General features: G+C 59.8%; 30 protein-coding genes and 2 pseudogenes. 4 read left to right on the plus strand and 28 right to left on the minus strand.

The window, feature by feature from the left end; translation table 11 throughout:
- Positions 1-7: 7 nt before the first annotated feature.
- Positions 8-601, minus strand: coding sequence for a hypothetical protein (locus OOJ09_RS28670; protein WP_269908427.1), 594 nt, complete (start codon positions 599-601; stop codon positions 8-10).
- A complete protein-coding gene (locus tag OOJ09_RS28675) occupies positions 598-1284 on the minus strand; it encodes a hypothetical protein (RefSeq protein ID WP_269908428.1) in 687 nt (228 codons plus the stop codon). The genes OOJ09_RS28670 and OOJ09_RS28675 overlap by 4 nt, the downstream gene beginning before the upstream one ends.
- 49 nt (positions 1285-1333) lie before the next feature.
- On the opposite strand from OOJ09_RS28675, the gene OOJ09_RS28680 reads away from it, so the two are divergent.
- Positions 1334-1762, plus strand: a complete 429-nt coding sequence (locus OOJ09_RS28680) for a helix-turn-helix domain-containing protein (protein ID WP_333474496.1) — start codon at positions 1334-1336, stop codon at positions 1760-1762.
- A 482-nt stretch (positions 1763-2244) separates the two neighbouring features.
- Here OOJ09_RS28680 and OOJ09_RS28685 read toward each other — a convergent pair.
- Positions 2245-3114 (minus strand): annotated as a pseudogene (locus tag OOJ09_RS28685) (MBL fold metallo-hydrolase); the annotation flags it as partial.
- 61 nt (positions 3115-3175) lie between these two features.
- Complete coding sequence (locus OOJ09_RS28690; protein WP_269908430.1) at positions 3176-4648, minus strand: aminotransferase class V-fold PLP-dependent enzyme; 1473 nt, start codon at positions 4646-4648, stop codon at positions 3176-3178.
- 113 nt (positions 4649-4761) lie between these two features.
- Here OOJ09_RS28690 and OOJ09_RS28695 point away from each other — a divergent pair, with 113 nt between their 5' ends.
- Positions 4762-5232 (plus strand): Lrp/AsnC family transcriptional regulator, encoded by a 471-nt coding sequence (locus OOJ09_RS28695; RefSeq protein ID WP_256752878.1) that lies wholly within the window; start codon positions 4762-4764, stop codon positions 5230-5232.
- Positions 5233-5413: 181 nt separating this feature from the next.
- Here OOJ09_RS28695 and OOJ09_RS28700 read toward each other — a convergent pair whose 3' ends face one another.
- The 12 genes from OOJ09_RS28700 to OOJ09_RS32025 all read right to left on the minus strand — a co-directional run bounded on the left by OOJ09_RS28700 (position 5414) and on the right by OOJ09_RS32025 (position 15816).
- The gene (locus OOJ09_RS28700) at positions 5414-6751 is read right to left on the minus strand and encodes a cation diffusion facilitator family transporter (RefSeq protein ID WP_269908432.1); all 1338 of its coding nucleotides are present in this window, start codon (positions 6749-6751) and stop codon (positions 5414-5416) included.
- Between the two features lie 8 nt (positions 6752-6759).
- Positions 6760-7041 (minus strand): metal-sensing transcriptional repressor, encoded by a 282-nt coding sequence (locus OOJ09_RS28705; RefSeq protein ID WP_269908433.1) that lies wholly within the window; start codon positions 7039-7041, stop codon positions 6760-6762.
- Between the two features lie 263 nt (positions 7042-7304).
- Positions 7305-8375 (minus strand): NAD/NADP octopine/nopaline dehydrogenase family protein, encoded by a 1071-nt coding sequence (locus OOJ09_RS28710; RefSeq protein ID WP_269908434.1) that lies wholly within the window; start codon positions 8373-8375, stop codon positions 7305-7307.
- A 273-nt stretch (positions 8376-8648) separates the two neighbouring features.
- Positions 8649-9341, minus strand: coding sequence for an amino acid ABC transporter permease (locus OOJ09_RS28715; protein WP_269908435.1), 693 nt, complete (start codon positions 9339-9341; stop codon positions 8649-8651).
- A 14-nt stretch (positions 9342-9355) separates the two neighbouring features.
- The gene (locus OOJ09_RS28720) at positions 9356-10072 is read right to left on the minus strand and encodes an amino acid ABC transporter permease (protein WP_269908436.1); all 717 of its coding nucleotides are present in this window, start codon (positions 10070-10072) and stop codon (positions 9356-9358) included.
- Positions 10073-10139: 67 nt separating this feature from the next.
- Positions 10140-10967, minus strand: coding sequence for a transporter substrate-binding domain-containing protein (locus OOJ09_RS28725; protein WP_269908437.1), 828 nt, complete (start codon positions 10965-10967; stop codon positions 10140-10142).
- A gap of 24 nt (positions 10968-10991) precedes the next feature.
- On the minus strand, positions 10992-11732 hold the full coding sequence (locus tag OOJ09_RS28730; RefSeq protein ID WP_269908438.1) for an amino acid ABC transporter ATP-binding protein: 741 nt from the start codon (positions 11730-11732) through the stop codon (positions 10992-10994).
- 56 nt (positions 11733-11788) lie between these two features.
- Positions 11789-12352 (minus strand): peroxidase-related enzyme, encoded by a 564-nt coding sequence (locus OOJ09_RS28735; RefSeq protein ID WP_269908439.1) that lies wholly within the window; start codon positions 12350-12352, stop codon positions 11789-11791.
- The gene (locus OOJ09_RS28740; RefSeq protein WP_269908440.1) at positions 12349-12831 is read right to left on the minus strand and encodes a CMD domain-containing protein; all 483 of its coding nucleotides are present in this window, start codon (positions 12829-12831) and stop codon (positions 12349-12351) included. The genes OOJ09_RS28735 and OOJ09_RS28740 overlap by 4 nt, the downstream gene beginning before the upstream one ends.
- Positions 12828-14297 (minus strand): NAD(P)-binding domain-containing protein, encoded by a 1470-nt coding sequence (locus tag OOJ09_RS28745; RefSeq protein ID WP_269908441.1) that lies wholly within the window; start codon positions 14295-14297, stop codon positions 12828-12830. Before OOJ09_RS28745 ends, OOJ09_RS28740 begins: the two co-directional genes overlap by 4 nt.
- On the minus strand, positions 14294-15265 hold the full coding sequence (locus tag OOJ09_RS28750) for a LysR family transcriptional regulator (protein WP_269908442.1): 972 nt from the start codon (positions 15263-15265) through the stop codon (positions 14294-14296). The genes OOJ09_RS28745 and OOJ09_RS28750 overlap by 4 nt, the downstream gene beginning before the upstream one ends.
- Before the next feature lie 77 nt (positions 15266-15342).
- On the minus strand, positions 15343-15816 hold the full coding sequence (locus tag OOJ09_RS32025; protein WP_333474497.1) for a hypothetical protein: 474 nt from the start codon (positions 15814-15816) through the stop codon (positions 15343-15345).
- 327 nt (positions 15817-16143) lie between these two features.
- On the opposite strand from OOJ09_RS32025, the gene OOJ09_RS28765 reads away from it, so the two are divergent.
- On the plus strand, positions 16144-16590 hold the full coding sequence (locus tag OOJ09_RS28765; protein WP_269908444.1) for a pyridoxamine 5'-phosphate oxidase family protein: 447 nt from the start codon (positions 16144-16146) through the stop codon (positions 16588-16590).
- A 92-nt stretch (positions 16591-16682) separates the two neighbouring features.
- Here OOJ09_RS28765 and OOJ09_RS28770 read toward each other — a convergent pair.
- The 12 genes and pseudogenes from OOJ09_RS28770 to OOJ09_RS28825 all read right to left on the minus strand — a co-directional run.
- Positions 16683-17024 (minus strand): annotated as a pseudogene (locus OOJ09_RS28770) (HAD-IC family P-type ATPase); the annotation flags it as partial.
- A gap of 90 nt (positions 17025-17114) precedes the next feature.
- The gene (locus tag OOJ09_RS28775; RefSeq protein WP_269908445.1) at positions 17115-17681 is read right to left on the minus strand and encodes a hypothetical protein; all 567 of its coding nucleotides are present in this window, start codon (positions 17679-17681) and stop codon (positions 17115-17117) included.
- A 21-nt stretch (positions 17682-17702) separates the two neighbouring features.
- On the minus strand, positions 17703-18443 hold the full coding sequence (locus OOJ09_RS28780; protein WP_269908446.1) for a cytochrome c biogenesis CcdA family protein: 741 nt from the start codon (positions 18441-18443) through the stop codon (positions 17703-17705).
- A 32-nt stretch (positions 18444-18475) separates the two neighbouring features.
- A complete protein-coding gene (locus OOJ09_RS28785; RefSeq protein ID WP_269908447.1) occupies positions 18476-19264 on the minus strand; it encodes a DsbA family protein in 789 nt (262 codons plus the stop codon).
- A gap of 41 nt (positions 19265-19305) precedes the next feature.
- Positions 19306-19989 (minus strand): SCO family protein, encoded by a 684-nt coding sequence (locus OOJ09_RS28790; protein WP_269908448.1) that lies wholly within the window; start codon positions 19987-19989, stop codon positions 19306-19308.
- Positions 19990-20030: 41 nt separating this feature from the next.
- On the minus strand, positions 20031-20447 hold the full coding sequence (locus OOJ09_RS28795) for a hypothetical protein (protein ID WP_269908449.1): 417 nt from the start codon (positions 20445-20447) through the stop codon (positions 20031-20033).
- Positions 20448-20459: 12 nt separating this feature from the next.
- A complete protein-coding gene (locus OOJ09_RS28800) occupies positions 20460-20987 on the minus strand; it encodes a TlpA family protein disulfide reductase (RefSeq protein ID WP_269908450.1) in 528 nt (175 codons plus the stop codon).
- Positions 20984-21592, minus strand: a complete 609-nt coding sequence (locus OOJ09_RS28805; protein WP_420107566.1) for a DsbE family thiol:disulfide interchange protein — start codon at positions 21590-21592, stop codon at positions 20984-20986. Before OOJ09_RS28805 ends, OOJ09_RS28800 begins: the two co-directional genes overlap by 4 nt.
- Entirely contained in the window at positions 21576-21749 is a 174-nt protein-coding gene (locus OOJ09_RS28810; protein WP_269908451.1) for a hypothetical protein, read from the minus strand. The genes OOJ09_RS28805 and OOJ09_RS28810 overlap by 17 nt, the downstream gene beginning before the upstream one ends.
- 12 nt (positions 21750-21761) lie before the next feature.
- The gene (locus OOJ09_RS28815; RefSeq protein ID WP_269908452.1) at positions 21762-22202 is read right to left on the minus strand and encodes a DUF411 domain-containing protein; all 441 of its coding nucleotides are present in this window, start codon (positions 22200-22202) and stop codon (positions 21762-21764) included.
- Between the two features lie 31 nt (positions 22203-22233).
- Positions 22234-23667, minus strand: coding sequence for a multicopper oxidase family protein (locus OOJ09_RS28820; RefSeq protein ID WP_269908453.1), 1434 nt, complete (start codon positions 23665-23667; stop codon positions 22234-22236).
- A 149-nt stretch (positions 23668-23816) separates the two neighbouring features.
- The gene (locus OOJ09_RS28825; RefSeq protein ID WP_269908454.1) at positions 23817-24284 is read right to left on the minus strand and encodes a hypothetical protein; all 468 of its coding nucleotides are present in this window, start codon (positions 24282-24284) and stop codon (positions 23817-23819) included.
- 289 nt (positions 24285-24573) lie between these two features.
- Between OOJ09_RS28825 and OOJ09_RS28830 the strand changes: the two genes are divergently transcribed.
- A complete protein-coding gene (locus OOJ09_RS28830; RefSeq protein ID WP_269908455.1) occupies positions 24574-25182 on the plus strand; it encodes a transglutaminase-like cysteine peptidase in 609 nt (202 codons plus the stop codon).
- The last annotated feature ends 98 nt before the right edge of the window (positions 25183-25280 follow it).

Below are 25280 nucleotides of genomic sequence, written 5' to 3' on the forward strand. Positions count from 1 at the left end.
TTGCATTTCAGGCAGTCTCCTTGAGGTTGGACGCAGCGAGTTCAGGGGCGAAGCTCTCGAAGAGCAGGTCTGCCGAGTCGGCCGCCGACTGCGGCGCGGTGATGGTGAGGAACACGCCGCGCGCGTCGTTCGTCAGGTCGAAGGTCAGGAAAGCGCAGCAGGTTTTTTCCTTGGCGACGAGGTCGCGTATGTCATCCAGCGCCTTCGGCTCATAGGTGAGACTTAGAGTGAGCGGCGTTCGCGATGCGTGCCGCAGCGAGCGCCGGGCAAGATCGAGGATGCCCGCCGCCCGTTCCTTGAAGTCGCCGGCATCGAGCGTGCAGGCGATCGGCTTTTCTTCACAAGAAGGACCACACCCGCACTGACCCGCTGCCATGAGCGTTTGGAAGTCGGCATTCGGCGCGGCTTTGCGGCGTGAGAGAAGAAAAAAACCACCAGCGGCGACAACCCCCAAAGCCAGGCCAAGCTGGCCGACCAATGCCAAGCCGAGGCCGCCGGCGGCTATGGCGGCGATAATCGGCGGCCCAATCAGGGGCGCACAGCAAACCGTGCAGGCTCCCAGAAAAAGGCCGGTGCCTGCGTTCGTCTTGCCAATGTTCATTGCGTATCTCTCCTTGTTGCCGATCCGGCGTTGGGGAAAGCGGCCTGCCAGGCCAGCACGGCCAGGATGACGACCGCAGCGTGGGCAAGCGCCGTCAGCGTGGCCAGGCCCGCGACGCTTGCGTTGGCCCGAGTGAGTTGCAGGATTACCTCGCGGCCATCGAGAATAGCCGCGACACCCGCCAGCAGGATGGCTAGCAAGAGCGTCGCGTTGCCAAGCCGCACAACGGCCCCAAAGCGCATAACGGCGGCGGCGAGCAAGATTGAAACACCGACGAACCCCCATGCCAGCCGGGGGTTTTCAAGGTCGATGCCAAGGATCGCTTCTTTGGGGCGCCCGACCGCGTCGCCGGCCTCGGCGCGACTGCCGGTTTCGCTAGCTTCAGCGTGACTGCTCGTTTCGCCGACCTCAGCGCTATCACCACCTTGTTTCACATTGGAATTCTCGGCAGCTTCATCATGGCCGCCCGCAGCCTGTTCGCCTGCCTTGGCTGCTTCGTCGTGCGCGGCCGCGCGCGCGGGCTCGTGATGCCCGCTTCCTTCCATCAAGACGGCGGCGGCGAAGAGGAGTGCCGAAATCGCCAGCATTGCCGACGTCCAACGGACGAGGACGATCCGGTTTCCGAAAAAGCCCATCGAATAATTTTCCTTTCGCATCACTATCGAGATAGCGTACTCCTTCAAGTAACTTGAAGTTCAAGAGGTATTTGCGATGAATCTTCACGTCCGCGTATTGACCATCGGCGCGCTCGCCAAGGCCACCGGCGTCACGACGCCGACAATTCGCTATTATGAGGAGATCGGTCTGCTGCCCCCTGCCCCGCGCACCGCCGGCGGCCAACGCAGCTATGACGATGACGATCTGGGTCGGCTGACATTCATCAAGCAGTGCCGGGACTTCGGTTTCGGCATCGATCAGGTGCGAGTCCTGCTGGATCTGTCGATCAGCACCAAACGCGATTGTGTGGAAACGCGCGACATCGCCCAGGTGCATCTTGACGAGGTGCGCCAGAAGCTCGCCGAGATGCGCCTGCTCGAACGGCGGCTTGAGAGCTTCGTAACCCGCTGCAATGTTGCCTGCGCCGGCGGTCCCGGACAGGATTGCGTGATCTTCAAGGATATGGCGGCGCCTGCCAAGGCCGGAGGTTGTTGCGGCAGCTAGATCGACCGAAAAGAGCCCCGACGGTCGTGAATTCTTAGGGTTTCACGACGTGACGGCGTGGCTTAATGGCGTACTTCGAAAGCGTCAAACTGCCAGATACACTTCCGCGCCAATCGCGGTTATGACCGCCATGACGGCGACAGGGATACTCATGGAACTTACAAAAGTGCGCGATCAAACCCGCAAGGAAGCGAACTGCCGCCGCCCGTCACCTGAACGTGTTCAGCGCAACGCATAGCCTGCCGGTCGAGTTTCGGCGTTGCAGTTGAAGAGATCAATTTCGAAGGTGATCATTCGGTGGTGCGCACCGATGTTGGGCAACGGCTGGCGCGTCATGTTGCCTTTGGGACTACATGAAGAGCGCAACAAATTTTGCAGGATTGCGCAAAGTATAAGCTTGATGGGTTTTTGTTGGCCTACAAGAAACATGACCATAGCGGGTCATGGCGGCGATAAGTTCACGCGCATTTCGCGACGCTTCACTATCCCCAGACAGTATCGGGTAGAGCGTTCAATGGAAACTTCAGAAACCGCTTGCCGTTGACCGCGGGCTCGGGCAGCTGACCGCCGTTGATATTCACCTGGAGGGCGTGAAGGATGAGTTTCGGCATGGGGAGCGTCCTGTCCCGCGTCTCCCGAAGCGCTACGAATTCCGCTTCAGCCGCGCAATGCGCCAAATGAGAGTTGCTGGCTTTCTGTTCGGCAATCGTGCTTTCCCAGCGCGGCGCACGGCCGCCCGGCTGATAGTCATGCCCGACAAAGATCCGCGTCTCGCCCGGCAGGGACAAGATTTCCTGGATCGATCGCCAGAGCTGACCGGCATTGCCTCCGGGAAAATCCGCGCGCGCCGTTCCGCTATCTGGCATGAAGACCGTGTCGTGCACGAATGCGGCGTCGCCCACAACATAGGTGATCGAGGCCAATGTGTGCCCGGGAGAGAAGAGAATTCTGCCGGGTATCTCGCCGACATGAAAGCTTTCACCTGCAGCGAAGAGCCGGTCCCATTGGGAGCCATCGGTCGCAAGTTCAGGCCATTCGTAGATGTCGGCCCACAGCTTCTGCACGTCGACGATCCGGGCGCCGATGGCGGTGGGCGCTCCGGTTCTATCTCGAAGATAATGCGCCGCCGAAAAATGATCGGCGTGCGGATGAGTGTCAAGGATCCACTCGATCTGCAGGTCGCATTGTCTGACGAAATCCAGTAGCCGGTCTGCATCGGCAGTGCTGGTGGTCCCGGATTTTTCGTCAAAGTCCAGCACGGGATCGACGATTGCACATTTCTTCGTGGCCGGGTCGGCAACGACATATTGCACCGAGAAGGTGCGCGGATCGAAGAACGCAGTGACGTTCGGAGAGGGCAAGGACATCGTTATCCAGCGCGTGTCGGTTGAATCTGAAGAGATGCGGCTGAGATCACGCTTGCACTGGAGAGAATATCGCGCGCTTGGGATCGAACTCATACCGTTCCTCGAACGAAGCAGCATCCGCGGCGAGTTGGATGACGGAGCCGATGATGTAATCGACCTTATCGTCCGGCAACAGCACACTGAAATTCAGTCGGGTGAAGCCTGGCTTGCTGATCTCGTCACCGTCGAGAATCGCACGGCGTAGACGGTCGGACTCGCTTTTGTCGATCGCGAGGAGGCGATGAACATAGGGGCCTGCGCAGGCGCAGCCGCCGCGCGCCTGGATGCCGAACCGGTCGCTCAGCATTCTTGTCACGAGTTGCTGATGGACATAGCCGCCCCTGCCGTTCCTAAGCCGGAACGAGAAAATCGGCAGGCGTTCGGCAGTTAAGTGACCCAGCAGTTCGAGTTCGTCGACGGATGCCCAGGCGTCGATTGCGCGTTCGGTCAGTTGGCGATTGCGCCGCGCAATCTTGTTCTCGCCGATCGCATCCTTGACCAGAAAGGACAGTGCCGCCCGGATATCACCAATGACGTTGGGCGTACCGGCCTCCTCGCGGACCTCGACGCTGTCGCTGTAATCATGGCCGCTGGGAGAAACGAACTTCACCGTGCCACCGCCTGGCCAAGTCGGCTTGACGGAGACCACAGCATCCTGACGCACTACCAGCACACCGGAGGCACCCGGACCTCCCAGGAACTTGTGCGGAGAAACAACGATCGCGTCGATCTCTGCGTCTTCGGAAGGAGACATGCAAATGGGCAGATAAGGTCCTCCACCGGCGTAGTCCCAGATCACTTTCGCGCCGACCTGCTTGAGAAGACGCGTGACGGCGACCACGTCGGTCAGGATACCGGTGACGTTTGATGCGGCGGAAAAGGCTCCGATGATCAATCGGTCTGGGCCGACCTGCGAGAGGACTTCCGCGAGCTGGGCCAGATCTGGCCCACCGTCGGCGCCCTCGCCAATCTCGACGACTTCCGCACCGCTTTCCCGCCATGGCAGAATGTTGGAGTGATGCTCGTAGGGGCCAAGGATGACGCACGGGGTCTCACCCCGCGCGAGTGCGCCGGGAATTCCCAGCAAAGCAGTCAGGCGGTTGATGCCAGCCGTTGCTCCCGAGCCGGCGAATATAACTGCGTGGCGCTCATCCGCGCCGCAGAAGGCGGCGACCGTACTGCGGGCTTCTCGGCGCAGGCGGGTCATGAAGCCACCGCAAAACGACGCCTCGGTATGGCTGTTCGCGTAGTATGGCAGAATCTTTTCGATCACAAACTGCTCGACTTGACGCAGCGCCCGTCCCGACGCCACGTAGTCCGCATAGACCAGCGTCTTGCGTCCAAAGGGTCCGTCCATCTCCGCGTCGATGCCGATCAGCCCTGCCTGAAGTGAGGTTACCACGTCACTGTCGCCAAGGCTACCTGCGAACTGCTCCAGAAGGCTCAGCGCGGGGGGAAAATGGTGACGGTTCACGTTCATAGCTAAAACACTTGGTTTGTCTGGCCTGTGCCGCAGTATAGCCACGCGCCGCTGTTGAATCCCCATCAAAATTCTGCAACAATTGCCAAAACTTGGGTCATTTGATCGAATCAATGTCAGAAATTGATAGCTTTGATCTGAAAATCATGAGCAGCCTGCAAAATGACAGCAGCCTGTCCCAGCGGGATCTTGCCGAAAAGGTTGGCCTCTCACAAAACGCGTGCTGGCGCCGCCTGCAGCGCCTCCATGCAAGCGGGCTTGTGCGCGGATCGCATGCGGAGATCAACCTGCAGGCGCTCGGCTTCGATCTCATTGTCTTCGTGATGATCAAGACCCGCCACCATTCGCGCGAATGGGCCGACGACTTCCGCAGGCATGTCGAGCGCCTGCCGGAAGTTGCCGACTTCTATCGGATCGGCGGCGATTGGGACTATCTGCTGAAGGTCGTCACCAAGGGGATGGCAGGCTACGACGCCTTCTACCAACAGCTAATCACCAATTTCGATTTGGCCACTGTGACTGGCTTCTTCTCGATGGAGGCGATCTTTCAGAGCCGCCCGTCGGATCTCAACCGGATGCGATGAGATCACCACTGGACCGCAGGACAATCCCCTCGCAACCATCCGACGCGCATGGACGCCAAACGCGGTGTTCAGATCACCGGGCGGCGGTTGCGGTCAGCCAATGGCAAGCTGCAACGCCGCCATGCGGTACAGATCGCAGCATTGGTTCCTCGACGCGGCAGACATCGATAGCTACCGTATCTCAGTGATGGTGGCCTTCCGGCTCGATCATTTTGAACGGCAGCACCTGCTCGCGATTCGTCGCAGCCAAGATCAGCCTCGCTTCGAACTCATGGGGTTCGGCAGGGGCCACGGTGCTCTCAAGGCGATGATGATCGTCGGCGACGGGCTCGAGGCGAAGTGTCTCCGGTCCCTTTGGCCGGTCGATTATCACCATAGCCGTCAAATCATCAGCGTGCCGGTCGATCGTGAGACGCATCCGCTCGCCGCCAGGCGTATCGACGATTTCCAATGTCCCTGCGGCCAGATCGCACTCGACCTTGAAGGGCGCGGGAGCATGATGAGCATGAGAGCTTCCCATGCCCGGTGCGGGCGGATTGGCCGGGTTCTCAAGACGAACATTCGCTTCCGCCAGGGCCGGCAAGTGAGCAGACAGTTCCTCCTTCAGGGCCTCGGTGACGCTTAGGACCTCTTTTGCCGTCGCGGTGTCCAGTACACCGATGGCAACGTCCGCATGCAGGCGATGCCCGATCCAGCGCGCCTGCACGCTTTGGACACGCTCGATGCCGGGCACGTGCTCGGCGGCATGACGGATTTCATCGACGATGCCGGGTTCGACGCCGTCGAGCATGCGCGTGAGGACAGCTTTCGACGATTGCCAAACGATCGCGAAGATCGCTAGCGTGATCAGGAGCCCGATGATCGGATCGGCAAGCGGAAAGCCAAGCCACACGCCAAGAGCACCCAGGACAACCGCAAGACTCGTAAAGCCATCCGTGCGGGCATGATAGCCATCCGCGATCAGTGCTGCGCTGTTAATCTCGCGGCCGACACGGATGCGGAACACCGCCACGACCTCATTGCCGATGAAGCCTATGAGGCCGGCGATGGCGACCCAGCCGAGAAATGCGATAGGTCGCGGATTGATCAGCCTGTCGATCGCTTCGTAGCCGGCGACGATGGCGCTGAAGAGGATGATGAGAACGATCAGGATTCCGGCGAGATCTTCGACGCGGCCCAAGCCGTAGGTGAAGGTCTTGCTCGGCTGGCGGCGGGCCAGCACAAACGCGACCCACAACGGTACGGCTGTCACCGCGTCGCCGACATTGTGGATCGTATCGGCCAGCAGCGCCACGCTCCCGGAAAGGATCACGACGACGAGCTGAAGCGCTGCCGTGATGGCCAGAACGACGAATGACCATTTGATCGCCCAGATGCCTCGCGTCGTCGTCGCGATCGTCGGGTCGATGACGCCGTGGTTGTGGCCATGGCCACCACCATCGCCATGATCGTGCCCATGGGCGCCGAAGCCCTGTGTCATCGGGCCGAAGCCGAACCAATCGCGGATTTTGTCCATCATTGCGTCTCTCACAGGTACTTGGTGATGTCCTTGAATTCGTCGATCGAGCGGCGCTGCTCGCGCGCCAGCGGTCCGACGACGTCTTCAAGGCAATGGTTGAGGTGATCCTGGATCAGCGTCTTCTTGGCCTGCGAAATGGCCTTCTCGACAGCATGAAGCTGCTGGGCGATGTCGAGGCAAGGCCGACCCGCTTGGATCATTTCGATGACGCCCTTGAGATGTCCGTCGGCGCGTTTCAGGCGCTTGACGATATCGGGGTGCGTTTCGTGGATGTGTGGCTGTTCGCTCATGGCTTTCTTCCTATCCCCCTGGAGGGGATAAGACAATATCGATTCGAGCATCCGCCGATGGCTGATAATCCTTCCAAGGCCGGGCGTTATGTTGTTTGGCATTGGTAGCCACGGCGGGACGTGACTATGCGGGCTTTGTGCCGGGTCTTAAAGGGACTTCTCCAGGCCCTCGCCGAGGCGGCTGCCACGTCTTGCTCGCCGGCGAGCACCGCCCGCGGCTTCTGAGGTGTATCGGCCTATACTGCAATCACAGCGAAGAGTTGTTAAAATCCCTTACGGCAAAGGTTTTCGAGATCTGCTTTTGCCATTCCCTCAATGCCGAGTGCGGGAAGAATATCATTGTCTCCCCTGAGATCGCGGCCATAAGCCGCCGACAATATGGAAATTCCAGATTCGTGGAGGGCCGCTGGATTTCCGCTGATCTTCCCCAAAAATACGGTCGGCAGCAGTCCGAACGGAACATCCTCGAGAATATAGCGGCTTTCGATAGTTGTCGGGCCAAAGCCGCCTCGGCCTTGGCGATCCATCTCCTGGTTCATTTTCGAAACGGTGCTCATGGGGACATGGAACGACAATGAAAAATGCTCTTCGACGGTGCGTACGGCTATGCCAAAACGGTCAGCGATCGCCAATCGTTCGGCGTCGAGAGCCTCGATAACGCGGCCAACGGCCGGGGTGACGTTTCCCCCCTGGCTCCATTGCTCGGCCTTCTCCATGCGTGTGAGATTGAGAAGGGCAATTCCCAGATGGTTCTGCGGATTGAGGTTGCTAAGCGCGATCGCAAGCAGGCCGTCGCGCTTGACGAAACGATCGCCGAACAAGGCCGTGCAAAGCTGGAACCCTTGGTCCAGCGCATTGAAAGGCAGCGTCGCAACATCAAGTTTCTGGCGAACGCTGGCAACATCGATTTCAGTTGGTCCGCGCTGGCGGCCGGTCACGAGCGTTGTGCCCCAGACGACGATCGGCAGGCTGACCTTGCGCCCCGCCAGTTGCTTGGAGAGATACAGCGCTCCGAAGGAACTGTGAGAGCTGATGATGACCGGTACACCCTCGCTCAGATGAGGAGTGGCAGCGTCCATCACCATCTTGTGGCCGTTAGCCGGCAGCGCGATTATGACGACGTCTGCATTGGCAATGGCATCTTTGCAATCCTTGGCGATTCGCACCGGTACCGTTGCCTCGATAGCCCCCGTGGCCTTCAGCAATTCGCCGCCAGCCAACGCCTTGGTGCGCTCTCCGGACGGCGACCAAAGCATTGGGTCGTGTCCCGCTTCCGCCAAATAGGCGGCAAGGCCGTAAGCAATCGCTCCGGCGCCCAGAATACTGACCCGCATAGCAATGCTCCTGTTGCAGTCATTGAGGCCCCCAAGATCGTCGCGGCCCTCAACCCGTGCCAAAATTGCAGCCGCGTCGTTGACCGCCTGATGTACCGCCCAATTGCACTTCGAGATGGCGACGGCTGATCGGCGTCGGGTAATGGCCGGCCGGCAGCTCATGGGCAACCACTTGGCCGTCTGTCTCGATCCTGTGAGGTTATCCTGGGTTACCTGCGAGACTGCGCTTCAGCTGAACGAATTCCACTCAAGAGAGCTGCGAGGAGGCTGCCCTTAGGTCCGCACCCTCAACGCCTGCTCCAGCCTGTCGGCAATCTGGGTGACGATATAGGCAATCACCATGTAGATCACGACGGCAATCACGAAGGCTTCGAGGTAGTAGTAGTTCAGCGCGGCGGTCAACTGGGACTGGGCGAAGATATCGACTACCTCGATGGCGAATCCGAGAGAAAGCGCCTTCATGATGACCATCATCGAGGTAGTAAGATCGGGAATTGCCGTGAGGACCACCTGGGGAAATAGGATCCGTCGGAACAGTTGGCCGTTTGTATAGCCCAGCGAATGGGCGGCGTCTGACTGACCGGTGTCGAAGGCGTTCAGGGCTCCCTTGATAATCTCCGATTGGAACGCGGCGATGCAGCCTGTCACCGCAATAACGAGGATGACCCAGTTGGGTGTTTCATGGGCGTTGAAGTTGATCCCGAGCAACGAGAGCAGGAACTGGAATGCCGGGGGCAGACCGAAATAGGCGAGGAAAATCACGATGACCATCGGAACGCCCTTGAAGACGATTTTGTAAGCCATGATAAGCTCTCGCAAAACCGGCACTCGTCTATATTCGACGAGTGCAAAAATGCTGCCGACTATCGTCGACAAGACGAAAATCGTGAGCGCCATTCCAAGCGTTACAGGTACGGCGCCCAGAATTTCCTGAGTGTCCTGCAGCAAAATTTCGGTATCGAACATGGTTCACCCTTAGGTCAGACGCTGGCGATGGCCGCGTTCTTGATCTGAGCTGTTGTCGTCGCCTCAGGTGCCTGCATCGGCGAGCGAAGCTCGAAGAAGTGCACGATGAACCAAGCGATCAGGCACATCAGCGCATAGATGACGGCCAGCACGAGGTATGTTTCGAACTGGTACTGGTTATAGTCGCGCTCCATGATCAAGTGCGCGGTCGCCATCACGTCCGCCGCCCCGATGTACATGACCAGCGCAACGTTGTGGATCAGATAGATGATGGAGTTTCCATAACCCGGCAATGCGAAGTGAACCGCTTGAGGACCCACGATGCGAGCGATCTTCTGGCGAAAGGTGTATCCTAGACTGTCGGCTGCATCATGCTGGCCGCGATCGACAGCCAGGTATGCGGGCCGCATCACTTCCGACAGATACCCACCGTGATAAAAGCTCAGTCCGACCATCGCAGCGATCGTCGGCGAGAAGAAGTCTTCAGCGCCCAACAGGGCCACCAATAAGGGAAGCCCGTAGAACGCTACAAACAACTGGAGGACGACGGGAACGCTGCGGGCATAGGACACGTAGAGGTCGGTCAGGTGACTGACCACTGGTATCCTGCGAACCCGGAGTGTTGTCGCGACGAGCGCCAAGCAAAAGCCGACGAACATGGCCGTAAACGTGATGGCGAGCGTCAGCGGCAACGCCGAGAACAACTCGGGAATCATAGCAGAAACATCCACTTTGAAACGCTCCTTCTTGCAATTCAGCCTTGCCGCTGACTAGAAACTATCTACGCAGATGGACGTGTTATTTCATATATTTGACGATGCCTTCGCCAAACCACTTCCGCGAGAGCTTTTCGATCATGCCGTCGTCTTTTAATTCCTTGAGAACTTTGTTCACATCATCAGCCAAAACCTTGTTTTCATCCGATTTGTGAACAAGCATATAAGTGTTGTTGCTGAAGACTGGTTCCGACGCCACGATATCAAGCTTCTTTTCATCGATTACGGTCTGCTCGCCCAGATTTGAAGGCAGGACCAGCGCGTCGAACTTGCCGTTCTGAACTTCGTCCAGTCGGTTCGGGTACGGAATACCGGCACTCGATGCCGTGACATCAAGCTTGTATTGCGGATTTTCCTTTTGCCAATTCATGATGAACTTGTAGGTTCCGCCGCCGGCCGTGGTCGGAACGATCCTCTTGCCGACCAAATCTTTCATTTCCTTGATGCCGCTGCCTTTCTTGCTGTAGATCTTCATCAGGCTTGCGCCCATGGGGTTTTCCGGAATGAAGAACTGCTTGGCGCGCTCGGGCGACTTGTAGTAGCCACCGACCGCGATGTCGTACTTTCCTGTGGCCAGGCCGGTTTCCTGCGCGATATCGGAGACACCTTCCATTTCAAACTTGTACTGCGGCAACTTTGCGTTAATCGCCCTCAGGAGGTCGGGTTCATAGCCTTGCGGCTCGACGCCGAGCGCGCCCCATGCCAGCGGCTTGGATTCGGCAGACGTCGCGATCTTGATTGTCCGAACGGTCTGACCGTAACTGATCCCTGCTGTGGCAAGGGCAATTGCGATGCCGCCGACGACGGCCAGGGCATAACGACGGGGAAAACTGGATGTGATTGCAGACATTTCTTAGGTTCCCTTCTTGTTGAGTTATTGAAAAGCAAGTTCTGACTGCAGGAATTGAGCAAGTCGCGGGTTGGAAGGCGCATCGAAGATCTCAGCCGGACTGCCGTCGGCGGCAACCACGCCACGATCCATGAAGACGATCCGGTTTGAGATGTTCTTTGCGAATTGCATCTCGTGGGTCACAAGCAGCGAAGTGATCCCGGATGACGTGACGTCCTTGATCACCTTCAGAACTTCACCGACCAGTTCAGGATCAAGCGATGATGTCGGTTCGTCGAAGAGCATCACGTCCGGCCGAACCGCCAGCGCTCGTGCGATTCCAGTCCGTTGGAGCTGTCCGCCTGACAGCTGGGACGGATAGCTGTCCCGCTTGGCGGAGAGGCCAACTCGTTCTAGCTCCCTAAGCGCGATTTCACGCGCCTCGTCCGTGGATTTGCGCTGCACGACGACCAGCGGATCCATGACGTTCTGGAGGACGGTCATGTTCTTGAAGACGTTGAATTGCTGAAAGACCATCGCTGTCCGCAGCCGGATCGCCTGGATAGCTGCCTTGTCAGCGCGCTGGTAATCCATCCGAATCTGATCGAACGCGATGGTTCCAGATGCCGGCTTGACCAGGTAGTTGATGCATTTCAGCAGGGTGGTCTTGCCGGTGCCGCTGGGGCCGATGATTGACACAACGTCACCTCGCTTTACCGAGAGATTGACGCCGTTCAGGACCTGCGTGCTTCCGTAGGACAGCTTTAGATCTTTGAGTTCAAGCATTCTGGTTGGTGCCCTTCAGAGTGTGGGACGGAGTGCCTTGACCGCATGCATCATCATCATCCGCTCTCCGCATGGCCGAGAACGTGCATCAGCCGGTTTGCCCAGCCGAAGATCGATATGGCGTGGATCAGGTCGATGATCTCGCGGTCATCCATGCCGACGGATCGAAGCGCGGCGATATCGTCTGCCGTCGCTTCCGACGGTGCCGCCGACAGGCGGCGGGCAAAGCTGTAGATTGCCGCATCGCGTGGGCCGAGCGCTTCAGGTTTGTCGAGATACAGCGCGGTGACCACTTCGTCGCTCTTGGTCAGCTCTGCATGCCTGCGGGCGTGAACAACGGCACAGAATTTGCAGCCATTGACGATCGAGGCACCCAATGCGCCAAGTTCGCGGTCGGGACGGGCAAGCCCACCTTCGACGTACATGATTGCGTTGAACAAGATGGTGCGGGCAAGATAACTCTCTGGGTCATGCGCAAGGGTGCGCACATATTCCGAAACTTTCTTGGCCGATGGCGTGACCTTCATCGCGTCAAGCTGTTCCGGCGTGGCCTCGGATAGCTCGACCGGCGCGATGTACGGATGCCAATTCAATGGCTTCAGACGAACCGAGGAAATCATGTCGACCTCATCAGCCGCAAGCCGGCCGCCACCCGTGTCTGGAAGTTGACAAAGGCAATCAGCTCGGAGAGCGCGACGATCTGAGGATTGTTCAATCCGGCCTTGGCGAGGAGGGCGATGTGGCTCGCTTCCGCCTTTTTCGGCGTTAGGGTGATCAGGTCAACATGACGGACGATGGTCGCCAGGGGTTCATTCAAATCCGTTTCACCCTGGGCCAAGGCCAGAAGCTGCTCAGTCGGACCAAGCTGAGCCAGCTGCACATCATATTCGGCCATTAGGACCGGATCGGCATTCAGAGCGGCCATGCGACGGGCCAGAGCAACCCGCAAATTCGGCGCCAGCCCCTGGTCATTTGCCGGCTGCAGCACAGAGAGGCGACATTCCTCCGCCCCTCGCACGAATTCGGGTCGAAACCGCCGTGCGGCAAAAAGCGCATCGTGCGGCGAAAGACCGGCGGCCTTGTCCATTGCGTCGATCACAACGCGGCCTCCTTCTGTAGCAAGGGTGTTGAATCGACCCATTCGTCGCCCAGAAGTTCGGGGATGTCGTAAGCGACCAGATTTGCAAAATGGGTTTCGACATCCTCGGCAAACAGCGACGCGGCAATGCCGCGGACCAGACGGTCGGCGCCGGCACTGACGGCCGGGATATCGCCGGACACTTTGCCGTGGGTCAGCATGGCGGCGTCATTGAAGCAGTGGATGTGCGACAGCATCGGGCAGGACCCGGGGACACGTTCGCGAAACTCGAAGGTAGGACCGAGATCGGGCGCGTCGGACATACCCGCATGAGCCGGCCCCATATCCGGCGTATATCGGCCATCCGACCAGGTGCGAATATGTGGCGCGAGAGCTGCAAATTCCGGGCGGCCATTGAAGTCGTTTGAAAAGCCGGTTGCAGCAATCAGGAAGTCGTAGTGCATCGACCCTTGCGTGGTTTCGACTAGGAGGCCTCCTGCATCTTCCTTTACCGCGATTATGCCGCAGTCGAGAAAGAACCGGGCATTCGGGTGGCGAGACACGCGAAGCGTCGATGAACGCGGCGGCGGCGTCTGGGTCGAGGCGGTGTAGTCGAAGAACTTCCACTTCCAGGCATCGGGCAGGTGGTAGATGCCGTGCACCACACCCTGGCTGCCGATGCCGGTCAGCTTGTTGATGCGCGGCATTTCCTTGCGCCGGATCAACATGTCTACTGAACTGGCGCCCGCCTCGAGTGCCGTCGCGGCATTGTCCATGGAAGAGGCGCCGGCGCCGATGACCGCCACACGCTTACCTTTCAACGCGTTGAAATCGATGTCGTCAGCAGAATGGGCCCAATAGGCGCGGTCGATACCCCTGAGGAAATCGGGCACGGCAAAACCGCCGAGGCCAGACCGGCCTGTGGCCAGAACGAGATGACGGGTGAGAACCCGACCTGTTTCCGCGCCCTCGATATCGATTGCAATCAGATCACCAACGGGAGTGACGCCGGTCATGCGCACGCTGTTGCGCACCGGCAGCGCAAGGACCTTGCGATACCAGACCAGATAGTCCATCCACTGGCCCTTGGGGATTTTGTCCAGCGACCGCCAGGCCTCAACGCCCCATTGCGCCGTGAACCAGGCGCGGAACGTCAATTGTGGCAGGCCGAGCGACGGACCGTGCAGGGTCTTCGGCGACCGGAGCGTTTGCATGCGGGCAAACGTTACCCACGGCCCCTCGAGCCCGGCCGGAGCCGCATCATAGGCGACGACATTGGTTATTCCGGTCAGCACCAGCTTTGCCGTCGCAGCAAGTCCGCACATCCCGGCGCCGATCACCACCACGTCACGGACCGGCACGCCATCGTTCGAACGCTCGGGAACCCAGGGCTTGGCGGGCAGCTCGAGAAAGTCGAGATCCTGCGCCAGCTGTGCTTCCAGCGCAGCAAGACCTGCCGACATTGGCGCGGTGGGGGTATGCTTCATATTCCCGTTCCGTGACTTGTGGCCGATGCAGGATCGGTCACCAATTGCCCGGCTAAGGCCGGATCGAGCTTCTTGAACCCGGCGATCGAACGTTCAGCCACGGCTTCGACCGCCTCCATCAACGCCTGTGCGACCGGACGAAGGGGACGTTTTTCGGCAGCCACAACGCCCCAATAAAAGAGAACGGGTACGTCGATCGGGCGAATGACGACACCCGGCAGGGCCACGCCATAGGCCGTAAGGGGATCGATGACGGCCGCGACACCGGTATGGCGCACGATCTGCAACGCGCCATATGCAGTATTGGTCCGGATCACTGGGCCGGTGTCGATGCCCCGGGCAGCCAGTGCCTTGGCGACATGCAACTGGAAACGCAGCGGATTGAGCAACGTGGCGACGCGGCGACCCGCAAAGGCCGAAAGCGGTATGACATCAAGTTCAGCCAGCGGATCGTCCTCCCGCACGGCTGCAACATCAGGCGCCGAATAGAGCCGCAGGACATCCAGACCAGGCGTATCGAGCGGCAGGCTTGAAAATCCGATCTCGGCACGTCCGCTGCGCACCTCCTGGGCGACGATCGAGGGAAGAAACTGCCCGAGATGCGTCTCGTGTGGAAGCTCGACACCTTTGAGCTCAGCCATGGCCGTCGGGATCAGACCAGTACCGATCGCAGACGTCGTGACAATCTGCAGGATCCGTCCCCTGCCGGCGGCGATCATCTTGGCCCGCGCTGCGAGTTCGGTGAAGGACATTAGCAAGCGCCGCGCTTCCTCCTCGAAGGCGACACCCTCTTCAGACAACTGCACCCGTCGACCGACCCGGTGCAGTAATTCGAAACCGAGCTCGGCCTCGAGATCCTGAACGGTGCGTGTCACCGCAGGCTGGGAGCGCCCGAGCATATCAGCCGCCTTGGTAATGCTGCCGCTGGCGGCAACCGCAAGAAAGGTCTGAAGGTCTCGAGTTTCCATGTACGCCCTCATGCATATTCTGCATGAATAGCACAATCTCATGCAGATTTGATCTATGTCAAGGCGAAGACGATTTTTCAGGAGAACGCGTTCAGCGCGGCTGCGATGATTGTGGCATTCGTATCCGGCATCGCGATCGTGGCCGGGTCCATCCAAGCGGGGTAGTCGAGCGACTGCTCGGCAAGCTCAGCGAGCTCTCGCCGCATATCCCGCTTCGTCGGGGCGTTGCTCGGCGAAACGCCGCGATACGCACCGATCGTGGCGACGAGACTGTCCGTGATCGACATTGACCGCGCGGCGATGCCAAGCGGTGTCTCGGAAGTCAACCAATGGGCACCTAGCAGGGAAATGATGACCGATTCATGCGATCGCCGGTATTCCTCGGCCTTCTGCGAAAAGACTTGGCCGGAACAACTGTGCTTGCCCATCGAGATGGTGATGGTCACATTCTCGCTGATGGGGTGAACAACGGAAATCTGATCGGTTATGCCGATCCGTCCATAATAATCCCATTTGAAATATCGGCTGCGGCGGAACTGATCGCCGGGCAAATCACCGGCAGATACTGCGGTAATATACCGATCCTCTCGGACTTCTCAGTCCCAGGAGAATTATTTCCCAAGTACGGCTCGATATCCGAAGCCTGCCAATTATGTTCCACATCGAGAAATTCCTCAGATATGTGTTGCAGGGCCGCTCCGAAAGTACGGTTTCATCGAGGGTGACTCTATTTTCGCCGGGAAGGGTTCGTCCAGCGGCACCGGAACGGGATCGTCCATCGTCCTACGGCGCAAATCAAGCACAGACGCGCCAATTTGATCCACGTCATAGCGAGTTCAGCTGCCAAGGTTTGAAATGCAAAAAGGAGGGTCGCATCGATGCTGATCCGCACGCTCTCCACTTTGGAATGCGCGAACTTGCTGGCTGCCAATCGCGTCGGCCATCTGGCATGCGCTAAGGACGGACAACCCTACGTCGTCTGCTTCAACTACGCCTACGCCGACAGTAACCTCTACGCGTTCTCCTTGCCGGGCAAGAAGATCGACTGGATGCGCGCCAACTCCCTGGTATGCGCCCAGATCGTCGAACACACCCAGGGACGCGGATGGAGAAGCGTGATTGTCGACGGCCGCTTTGAAGAGCTGCCTGACCAGATCGGCCACAAGCTTCAGCGCGATCACGCATGGTCAGTGTTGAGCAAGCACGCGGACTGGTGGGAGCCCGGCGCGCTCAAGCCTGTCATGCCTCCCGTGTCAGATAGCTTGCCGCACGTTTTCTTCCGGATTCTCATAGAAGAGATGACTGGCCGGGAAGCAAGTGAGTAGGCTCCACCATGCGTGTGGCCGGTGGCACGGGGAGGCCATGAATTGCGCGGGCGCGGCCCGCTTTCGACGGACCAAGCCCGCGCCCAACTCGATCGCCCAGGCTGCCAGCACGGCGAAAGGGTCTCCAATGCAACATCCGTGCCCCCCATGGCAATCCCAACATCGGCCGCCGCCAGCGCCGGCGCGTCGTTGATGCCGTCGCCGACCTTGGCGACGATGAGCCCCTGCCCTTTCAACTCACCGACAATGCGCTGCTTGTCCTCTGGCAACAGTTCAGCGCGAACCTCGATGCCGAGTTGCTTGCCGATAGCCGCCGCGGTGCGCTGGTTGTCGCCGGTCAGCTTAACAGTCCTGATGCCAGCATCGGTCAGCGCCTTGAGACCGGCCAGCGCGTCCGGCCGGGGCTCGTCGCGCATGGCGATGAACCCGGCCAGCACAGTAGGCGCCCTGATGTCGGTCCTGGCCTGGTGGATGGATCGCTACGACGGCAGTCCGCTTCACTCGGTCATGCCGCCACGCCAATTTTACATACCACCGCCACAACCGTCGGACAGGTTCCACACATCCACGATCTGCTTACCGGTAAAACCGTGTTCATGGATCAAGTATTTTGCCAGCCCACCATACATTTTCCATCGCCAGCATTGGCAACAGCACGGGCCTTTCTCGTTGGAAGTGGCCATGGCGTAGTCGTAGGCCGCCTGCTCCACGCTGGTGAGTTGCATGTCGTAGTAAGGCATCATCTTCTGCGCGATGCCCGCGGGGATATCGTACGGATCCTGCGGGATCATCGCGATGTCGCGGTATTTGGTCAGGCCTTCCGTCTGTTCGGAATAGCGCTTCATTTCCATCGGGCTGCAACACGATCCCTTGATCCGCGACGTGCTCGGCATGGTTGCGATCGACTCAGTGAACCTGGCCGAGCAGGAGCTGTTGCCATTGTGGCTGAGATCCTCGAAACGCTTGGTCAAACCCGGAACGTCCGCGGCGATTGCAAAATCCGGCCCCTTGAAGAAGCTCACAACCGCAGAGGCGCCAAAAAGGCCCCCGAGAACAACCATTCGTCTATTTGGGTGCATTGTTCGAATCATGGCGAACTCCGTTGCCGGCCCTCAGCCGATACGCGTGAAAATGGGAAATTGCTGAAGCAGCCAGAATGAGAATGTCGACATCTGTCCCGTGATCATTGCGATCCCCATACCCACCATGACTACACCTGCTGCTGGCTGCAGCAGCCGGCCCGCTCGGCGCATTACGCTCAGTCGCTGCGTCAGGCTATCGGTTAACAGGGCAGTAAGCAGGAACGGAAGGCCAAGGCCAAGCGAATAGATCGCAAGCAAGGCAACGCCGTCGGCAACGGTGGCAGAGGCAGCGCCCACGGTCAGTATCGAACCGAGAATAGGACCGATGCACGGCGTCCAGCCGAAGGCGACGGCAAGGCCGAGGACATAGGCGGATACCACTCTGCCCCCGGCGATGTCGGCATGAAATCTCGCTTCGCGCATCATCCAGGATGGACGAATTAAGCCGGTGAGGAACAGCCCGAACAGGATGACGATGGCACCGCCGACGAGATTGAGTTCGTAGCGGTAGCCGATCAGCATTCGGCCGAGCACCGAAGCACTGGCGCCAAGCACGATGAAGACGGTAGAGAAGCCGAGCGCGAAACACAGGCTCAGTCCGACCGCCGACCAGCGGGCCGCGCCAGTTCGATCGGCCGACGCGACCGTTAGTGCCCCTCCGGCCACATACGAGACATAGCCCGGCACCAGCGGCAGCACGCAAGGCGACAGGAACGAGAGCACGCCCGCGCCGAATGCGGCCAGCACGCCGATGTTGGAGATCTCGGGCATCGATCAGTTGTCCCTGATTGCCGGCAAAGGCCTCATTTCTGAACGGCTCGCGTCTGCTCGATCAATTTCTTCATCGTCGCAAGGTCGGTGGCGCCGGGAAAGATCTGGTCGCCGACGACGAAGCCCGGCGTTCCGGTGATTCCCAGTGCCTGGGCCAGTTGCGTATTCTTTTCTATCGCCGCCTGGATCTCCGGAAGCTGCATGTCGGTCTTCAGGCGAGGGATATCGAGGCCGATTTCTGCCGCGACCTTGAGCACCACTGCCTCGGTCACCCGTGTCCTGGCGTCATAGAGGGCCTTGTGGAATTGCGCGTATTTGTTCTGGCGCTGGGCAGCGAGCGCCGCCTTGGCCGCGAACACGGAATCCGGGCCGAGGATGGGGAATTCCTTATAGACGATCCGGAGCTGTGGGTCGTCGGCCACCGCTTGCGCCATGATCGGCGCCACCTGGCGGCAATAGGGGCAATTGTAGTCGAAGAATTCCGCCATGGTAACATCGCCGCTGACGTTGCCGCTGACCGGGCTGGCCGGGTCGCGAAAAATCTCATCGGCCTTGGCCGCCAGCGCGGCTTTCGCCTCCTTCGCCGCGGCCTCGCGCTGGCGGGCGTCCAGGGTCTGCAAAGCCTCCATGACAACTTCAGGGTGAGAGAGGATGTAGTCGTGCACCCGCTGGTCGAACTGGTCCTGGGACATCTCTCCGGCGGCGACTGCCTGACCGTGCGATCCGGGACCGAGTACGAGCCAGGCCGTGGCGACGACCAGGATGAGCGCACGGGCCATTTTGCCGGTGCCCCTGGGCAATTTGATTGAATTGTGGATCACAAGAATTTCCTTCCTCTGTTTCGAATGATTATGATGGTCCATCAAAAAAAGCTTTTGATCCTCGCCCACCACCCGGTTTCCTGATGCGGAAGCTCGACTTTGTTGGTAAGCGCATTGACGAAGGTGACGAGGTTGACCGGCGCGAAATTCAGGCCGTGGAAGTTCGCCCGCCAGCGGCCCTCCTTGTCGATCACATGGGTAACGGTGCCGTGCATCTGATAGCCGTCATCGGTCGGGGTGAACTTGTGGCCGAAGCCTTCCGCCAGTCTGCGGGTCGCATCCAATGGCTGATCCTGGGTCGTGGTCAGGAACAGCCAGTTGACCGGGTCGAGCCCGTGCGCTGGCCCGTATTTGCGCAGTACGTCCGGCGTGTCTCGCGTCGGGTCGGTGGTGATGGTCACGAAGGTGACCTGATCCTTCATCGGCGTGCCGTTCACCATCGCCTGAATCTCGGCGATCTTCTCGGCCTGCAATGGGCACACGTCCGGGCACGATGTATAGATGAAATGGAGGATGACGACCTTGCCGCGCAGATCGGCTGGCCGCACGACGCGCCCATCGGCGGTGCGCAGGGTGAAATCGGGTGCCGGCTTGTCGATCGGCTGGAAATATTTCTCATCGCTCTCCAGCATGGCGTCGACTTCGTCGAGCGAATGAGCACGGGCCATCGGAACGACGGCAACGATCAACGCCAGGACGGCAACCAGATTTTTGAGTAAACGCATTGAACCTCCAAGACCCGCGAACCCCTCGGCGCCTCCATTCGTCACGACCGATGATACAGACTGGGCGGTTCTCTGATGTCATAGGCGCCGTCGGCCGGCAGGCGCGTTTTCAACTGCATCCCCGTGTGCGGATGTGTGCTGCTTTTGTCGCCGTCTGGTTCATCTGATCGTTCTCGGTCAGGCGTCTTCGAATCGACATCAGTTGAGCTGTGTCCGGCGGTCGTGCGGTTCATGCACAGGCCAAGCGCACACATCGCAGCGCAGGGGAGCATTGCGAGAAGCAGCGGCGCGATCCCGGCCGCGACCAGCCAGCCCCAGTTGAATGCAACGCCGGCCACGGCTACGGACGCGCCGGCCACGATCAGGCCTCGCCGACCGCCGAGATAATATCGGATGGCGTGCAGAACGTCGCGCCCAAGTGAGGCCTGTGAAATTGGGGGCGATTGTGTGTTGGACATGTTTGTTCCTTTTCAGTTGGCGGCGATGCGGCCACGAATGAAGTCGATCATATCAGGCGCATCCCATTCGGCCGGGCCGATCAGCCGGCCGATTTCCTTGCCGTCGCGATCTATCAGCAAGGTTGTCGGGAGACCGATGGTGCCGATGGCGAACATGGCCTTGGCCGAGGCATCGACACTGAGGGCGAGATGCTCGATACCGATCTCGGCGAAGAACTTTTTGACCACATCCGGGCCGGCGCGATCCACTGACAGCGCAACGACCTCGAAATCAGACCCGCCGAGTTTGCCCTGCAGCCGGTCGAGCGTTGGCATTTCCTTCCGGCAGGGCGCGCACCATGTCGCCCAGATGTTGAGCAGCACCACCTTGCCGCGGAAATCCGCAAGCGTTTTGGGTTGCCGGTTCGCGTCCTGGAATTGGAATTCCGGCACCGGCACCGGAGTCTCGTGAACGGCAAAATTCTGCGGTGCCTCGACGCCGGCTGCGGGCTGCGCCACCGCGAGCATCGCTCCTAACAGAGCGAGAGCGAACATCTTCATGGCTGGCGTTCCTTCGCCTCGGCCCTGAGACGCTCGACCAACGGCAGGATCGTTTTCTCAAGCGCCTCTTGCGTCACCGCGCCAATGTGCTTGTAGGCGATGTGACCGTTGGCGCTCACCACAAAGGTTTCCGGTACGCCGTAGACGCCCCAGTCGATGGCGACGCGGCCGTTCAGGTCCGCGCCGGTTCGCGTGTAAGGATCGCCCTCCGTATCAAGCCATCTCGCGGCATCATCAGGCTGGTCTTTGTAATTGAGCCCATGCAGCGGCACCTTCCTGCTTGCTGCCAGTTGCATGAACGCGGGATGCTCCTCGCGGCAGGCCAGGCACCATGACGCAAAGACATTGACCAGCGAAACCTCACCACGGAGATCGCCGCTCGACAAACCAAGGGTACGCCCCTTAACCGGCGGCAGGCTGAATGCGGGCACCGGCTTGCCGATCAGCGCCGAGGGAATGTCCGAAGCATTGCGTGTCAGCCCCCAGGCAAGCACAACGGCCAGCCCTGCGAAAAGCACCACAGGCAGGACAACCAGCCGCCGCCGCCGCGTGGTGTGCTGCGCGTCAGGCACATCCGAATGAACGATGTCACCGCGGGCCATCATGCCCCCGCCCGAATGTGATCCCCTGTCCCGTGCGCACATATCTTGCGAGCGCCGCGACGGTAAGCATCAGAACCAGTAGGACAAGAAAACCCGCAACCGACATGAACATCATGGCGAGCCAGGTCTTGGCGGGACAATCGGACAGGTTGGCCACCATCGAGGTCGCTCCTCAGTCGGTCGCGTAGACGGCGGGCGCCTTGCCATCCTTGGTGAAGGCGTAGACGACGAAGGGGCCGGACTTCTCGCCGCCCATGCCAGGCGCGCCCGAGGGCATGCCGGCCAGCGCGATGCCCGTGATGGGGGGCCGCTCCGCCAGAAGCTTCTTGACGATGTCGACCGGCACCAGGCCGTCGACGACATAGCCATCGACCATCAGGGTGTGGCAGCCTTCGAGGTCGGCCGGCACGCCGGCGTCGCTGCTGATCTGGGAGAGATTGTTGACCGGCTTGATGTCGACCTTGAAGCCGTTGTGCTCAAGATAGTTGGCGTAGGACTCGCAGCAACTGCACTGCGGGTTCTTGTACATCACGGCGTTGATCGTTGCCGCGAAGGCGGGCAGCGGCGTTGCGATCAGCGTAGCAAGGGCGGCGAGGCGGTAGGTCAGTTTCATTACAATTCTCCTTTGGATAAGCGGCTCAAATTCACGTCACACGAAACACTGTCATCAGGCCGGCCATCTGGTGGTCGGCGACGTGGCAGTGCAGCATCCAGTCGCCGGGATTGTCGGCGACGAAGGCGCATTCGATCGTGTCCTTGGGGGCGAGCAGCACCGTGTCCTGCCATTGCCGGTTCGGTACCGGTGAACCGTTGCGCGCAAGCACCAGCAGGCTGAAGCCATGGACATGCATCGGATGCCACCAGGCGGTTTCGTTGCGCATGGTGAGATGACAAGTGGTGCCGCGTTTCAGGGTGAACTGCGGCGCCATGCCGGCGTGGCCGTCACCGGTCATCGACATGCCGTTGATCGCCCAGGCAGCCCCACCATTCATGCCGGGTGTCGCCATGCCCATCATGCCGCCGACGCCAGCGAGCTTGCCGCCACCCATCATGCCGCCCTGCAGGACGATCTCCTGACGCTCGGCGCTGGCGAGATCGGGTTGCGGCAACGGGTTGCGCGGCAGGCCAAGCGGCGCGTCGAGAGGATGGGCCCGCAGAGGCGATGCGCTGTCATAGGCAAGCGTGGTCAGCGTGTAGGCGAGACCGTCATAGAAATCGTCAGTCACGGCATGGCGGCTGCCGGGGTCGCCCTGCATGTCGAGCACGATGTCGATGCGCATGGCCGGCGCCAGCATGAGGCGGCCGTCCTCCGGTTCGTGCGGGTCGCAGGGCTGGCCATCGATCGCCACGATGACCGGGCGATGGCCTTCGAAGCGAAGCGCCACCATGCGAGCGAGGCAAGCATTGACCAAGCGCAACCTGACGCGCTCACCCGCTTTCACCAATTGATCGACCGGCACCGTCCCATTGACGGTGACGACGTTGCCGACACGGCCCGACATCGCCGCATCCATCGCACTGCCGAAGCGAGGGGCGAGTTGCTTATCGTCGGTCAGCCGCCAGTCCTGAAGCAGCCACAGGAGGTCGCGGTCGACGACAATGGGTTCAGCCTCCTCGACAATGAGGGCACCGGCGAGCCCACGGCCGAGTTGTACAAGGCTGTCGGCGTGCGGATGGTACCAGAAGGTGCCGGCGTCGGGCGGCGTGAACTCATAGACGAAATTTTCGCCCGGCTTGATCGGCTTCTGGGTGAGGCCCGGCACGCCGTCCATGGCGTTCGGCAGCCGGATGCCATGCCAGTGGGTGGTCGTGTCTTCGTCGAGCCCATTCTCCACGGTGATGCGAAGCGGTCGGCCTTGTTGTACGCGCAACGTCGGGCCAGGAACGGTGCCGTCATAGGCCCAGACAGTGGTCCAAGGGGCATCCGGACCGGCAAGGCCGGCGCGGCCGTGCGCGGCCTTTAGCTCGCGCTCATCGAGCTCGGATGCCCTCGCGGTCAACAGAGTTGTCGAGGCAACACCCGCCGCTGCCTGAAGCAATCTTCGGCGCGTGAAGAAATAACTAAAGTCGATATCCAATCCCCGACCCTTCCTAGATCGCAGAAGTCGATGGGAGGCAGCGAAACTCGGTCGCCATCAAAACCATCGAGATCCCCGCCAACGCGTTAGTTAAATGGCGCGGGCGAGAACAGACGCAGAAATCAGCTACTGAGGCCGCTGACGCCGCGTCAGGCGAGAACGCTGGATTTGGGAGGGGATGGGTCGGGAACGGAATTGCGCCCGGAAAGGAGCGGATATTGCCATGCAAACAGCTGGGCTGTCAGCTTCGTCAGGTTAAGCTCGAACGCCTGCGGCAACATCGCAAGAACTGGAGCGACGCACACAGGCGGACAGTGCATTGGATTGCCATTGTCGCCAGGCCCTTTCTGGCACGCCGCGCAGCTACCAGCGGCGCGCATGCCGGGCATGGTCATGTTCGTGTCGGATAGCATCGTCATGCCGATGCTGGGCGTCATGGCCATCTTGGCCGACATGGCGCTGGCCTGACCGGCAGAAAGACTGAACCCGGCGGTCACGAGTACCGCGAGCAGCAAAGCAATAACATGTTTTGGCGACAACCGTGCCTTCATGTTCTCAGGCTGATCTCGAAATGCGAATTTGGCAAGCCAAAACGATAAGCTGCGACGTTTGAGCAATCCCGCTCACCAACGCGGGATTGCAGCGGCCGATCCTATTCGACACTGCAGCTAGGCTAGGGTGTGCGGCGCCGAATTCCGCTGGTGCTTACGCCCTCATCACACAGCCAGTATGGCCCATAAGCCAAAGCCATTCAAATTTTAGATAAACTTAGCGATCATTTTAGATTTATACAAATCGATATTTCCATTATATCGACCGATATTTTACTTAAAACCTCATTTGCGATTTTGCGTCAAATAAATCCGCCTATGGCAATGTGTCTCCTCAAACGGGGAGACAAGAACAATGAAGAAGACGGCGATCAACCTGTTGCTGTTGACAATGGCTATTCAGATTTACGCTTGGGGAACTGCATATGCGGCAGGACCGGCCTTCATGCATACTGGCGGCCGCACCACCCAGCCGGTCGGCCACTACGAGTTCTGCCAGAAACTTCCGCAGGAATGCAATGAGAGGACGCCGAAGCAGGCGCCGGTCGAATTGACCCGCAAGCTGTGGGCGACGGTCGTCAACATCAACAATTCGGTCAACACGAGGATCAAGCCCCTCACAGACATCGAGCAATGGGGCAAAGAAGAAGTCTGGTCCTATCCCGACACGGGCTTCGGCGACTGCGAGGATTATGTGCTGGAGAAGCGTCGAGAACTGATGAGCGCCGGTGTTCCGGCCGGAGACCTGCTGATAACGGTGGCGCGGCGGTCGAACGGCGATGGCCATGCGGTGCTCACCATGCGCACCAGCCTCGGCGATTTCATCCTCGACAATCTGGAACCCAAGGTGCTGGTCTGGACTGACACCGACAATACCTACCTGAAGCGCCAATCGGACCAGAATTCAGGCGTTTGGGTGACGATCAACGAGGGCCGTGAAGACGCGGTCGCCAGCGTCCATTAGAGCACAAGGACAACGAGAGCAAATTGGCGCCGAACTGCGTCAGTCCGCCATCTCGGAACAAGTATCACTTTGTGTCTTGTTGCCCCAAAGCGGCCCCA

Origin of the sequence: Mesorhizobium qingshengii (genome assembly GCF_027563465.1) — a bacterium.
Lineage (GTDB): Bacteria > Pseudomonadota > Alphaproteobacteria > Rhizobiales > Rhizobiaceae > Mesorhizobium > Mesorhizobium qingshengii_A.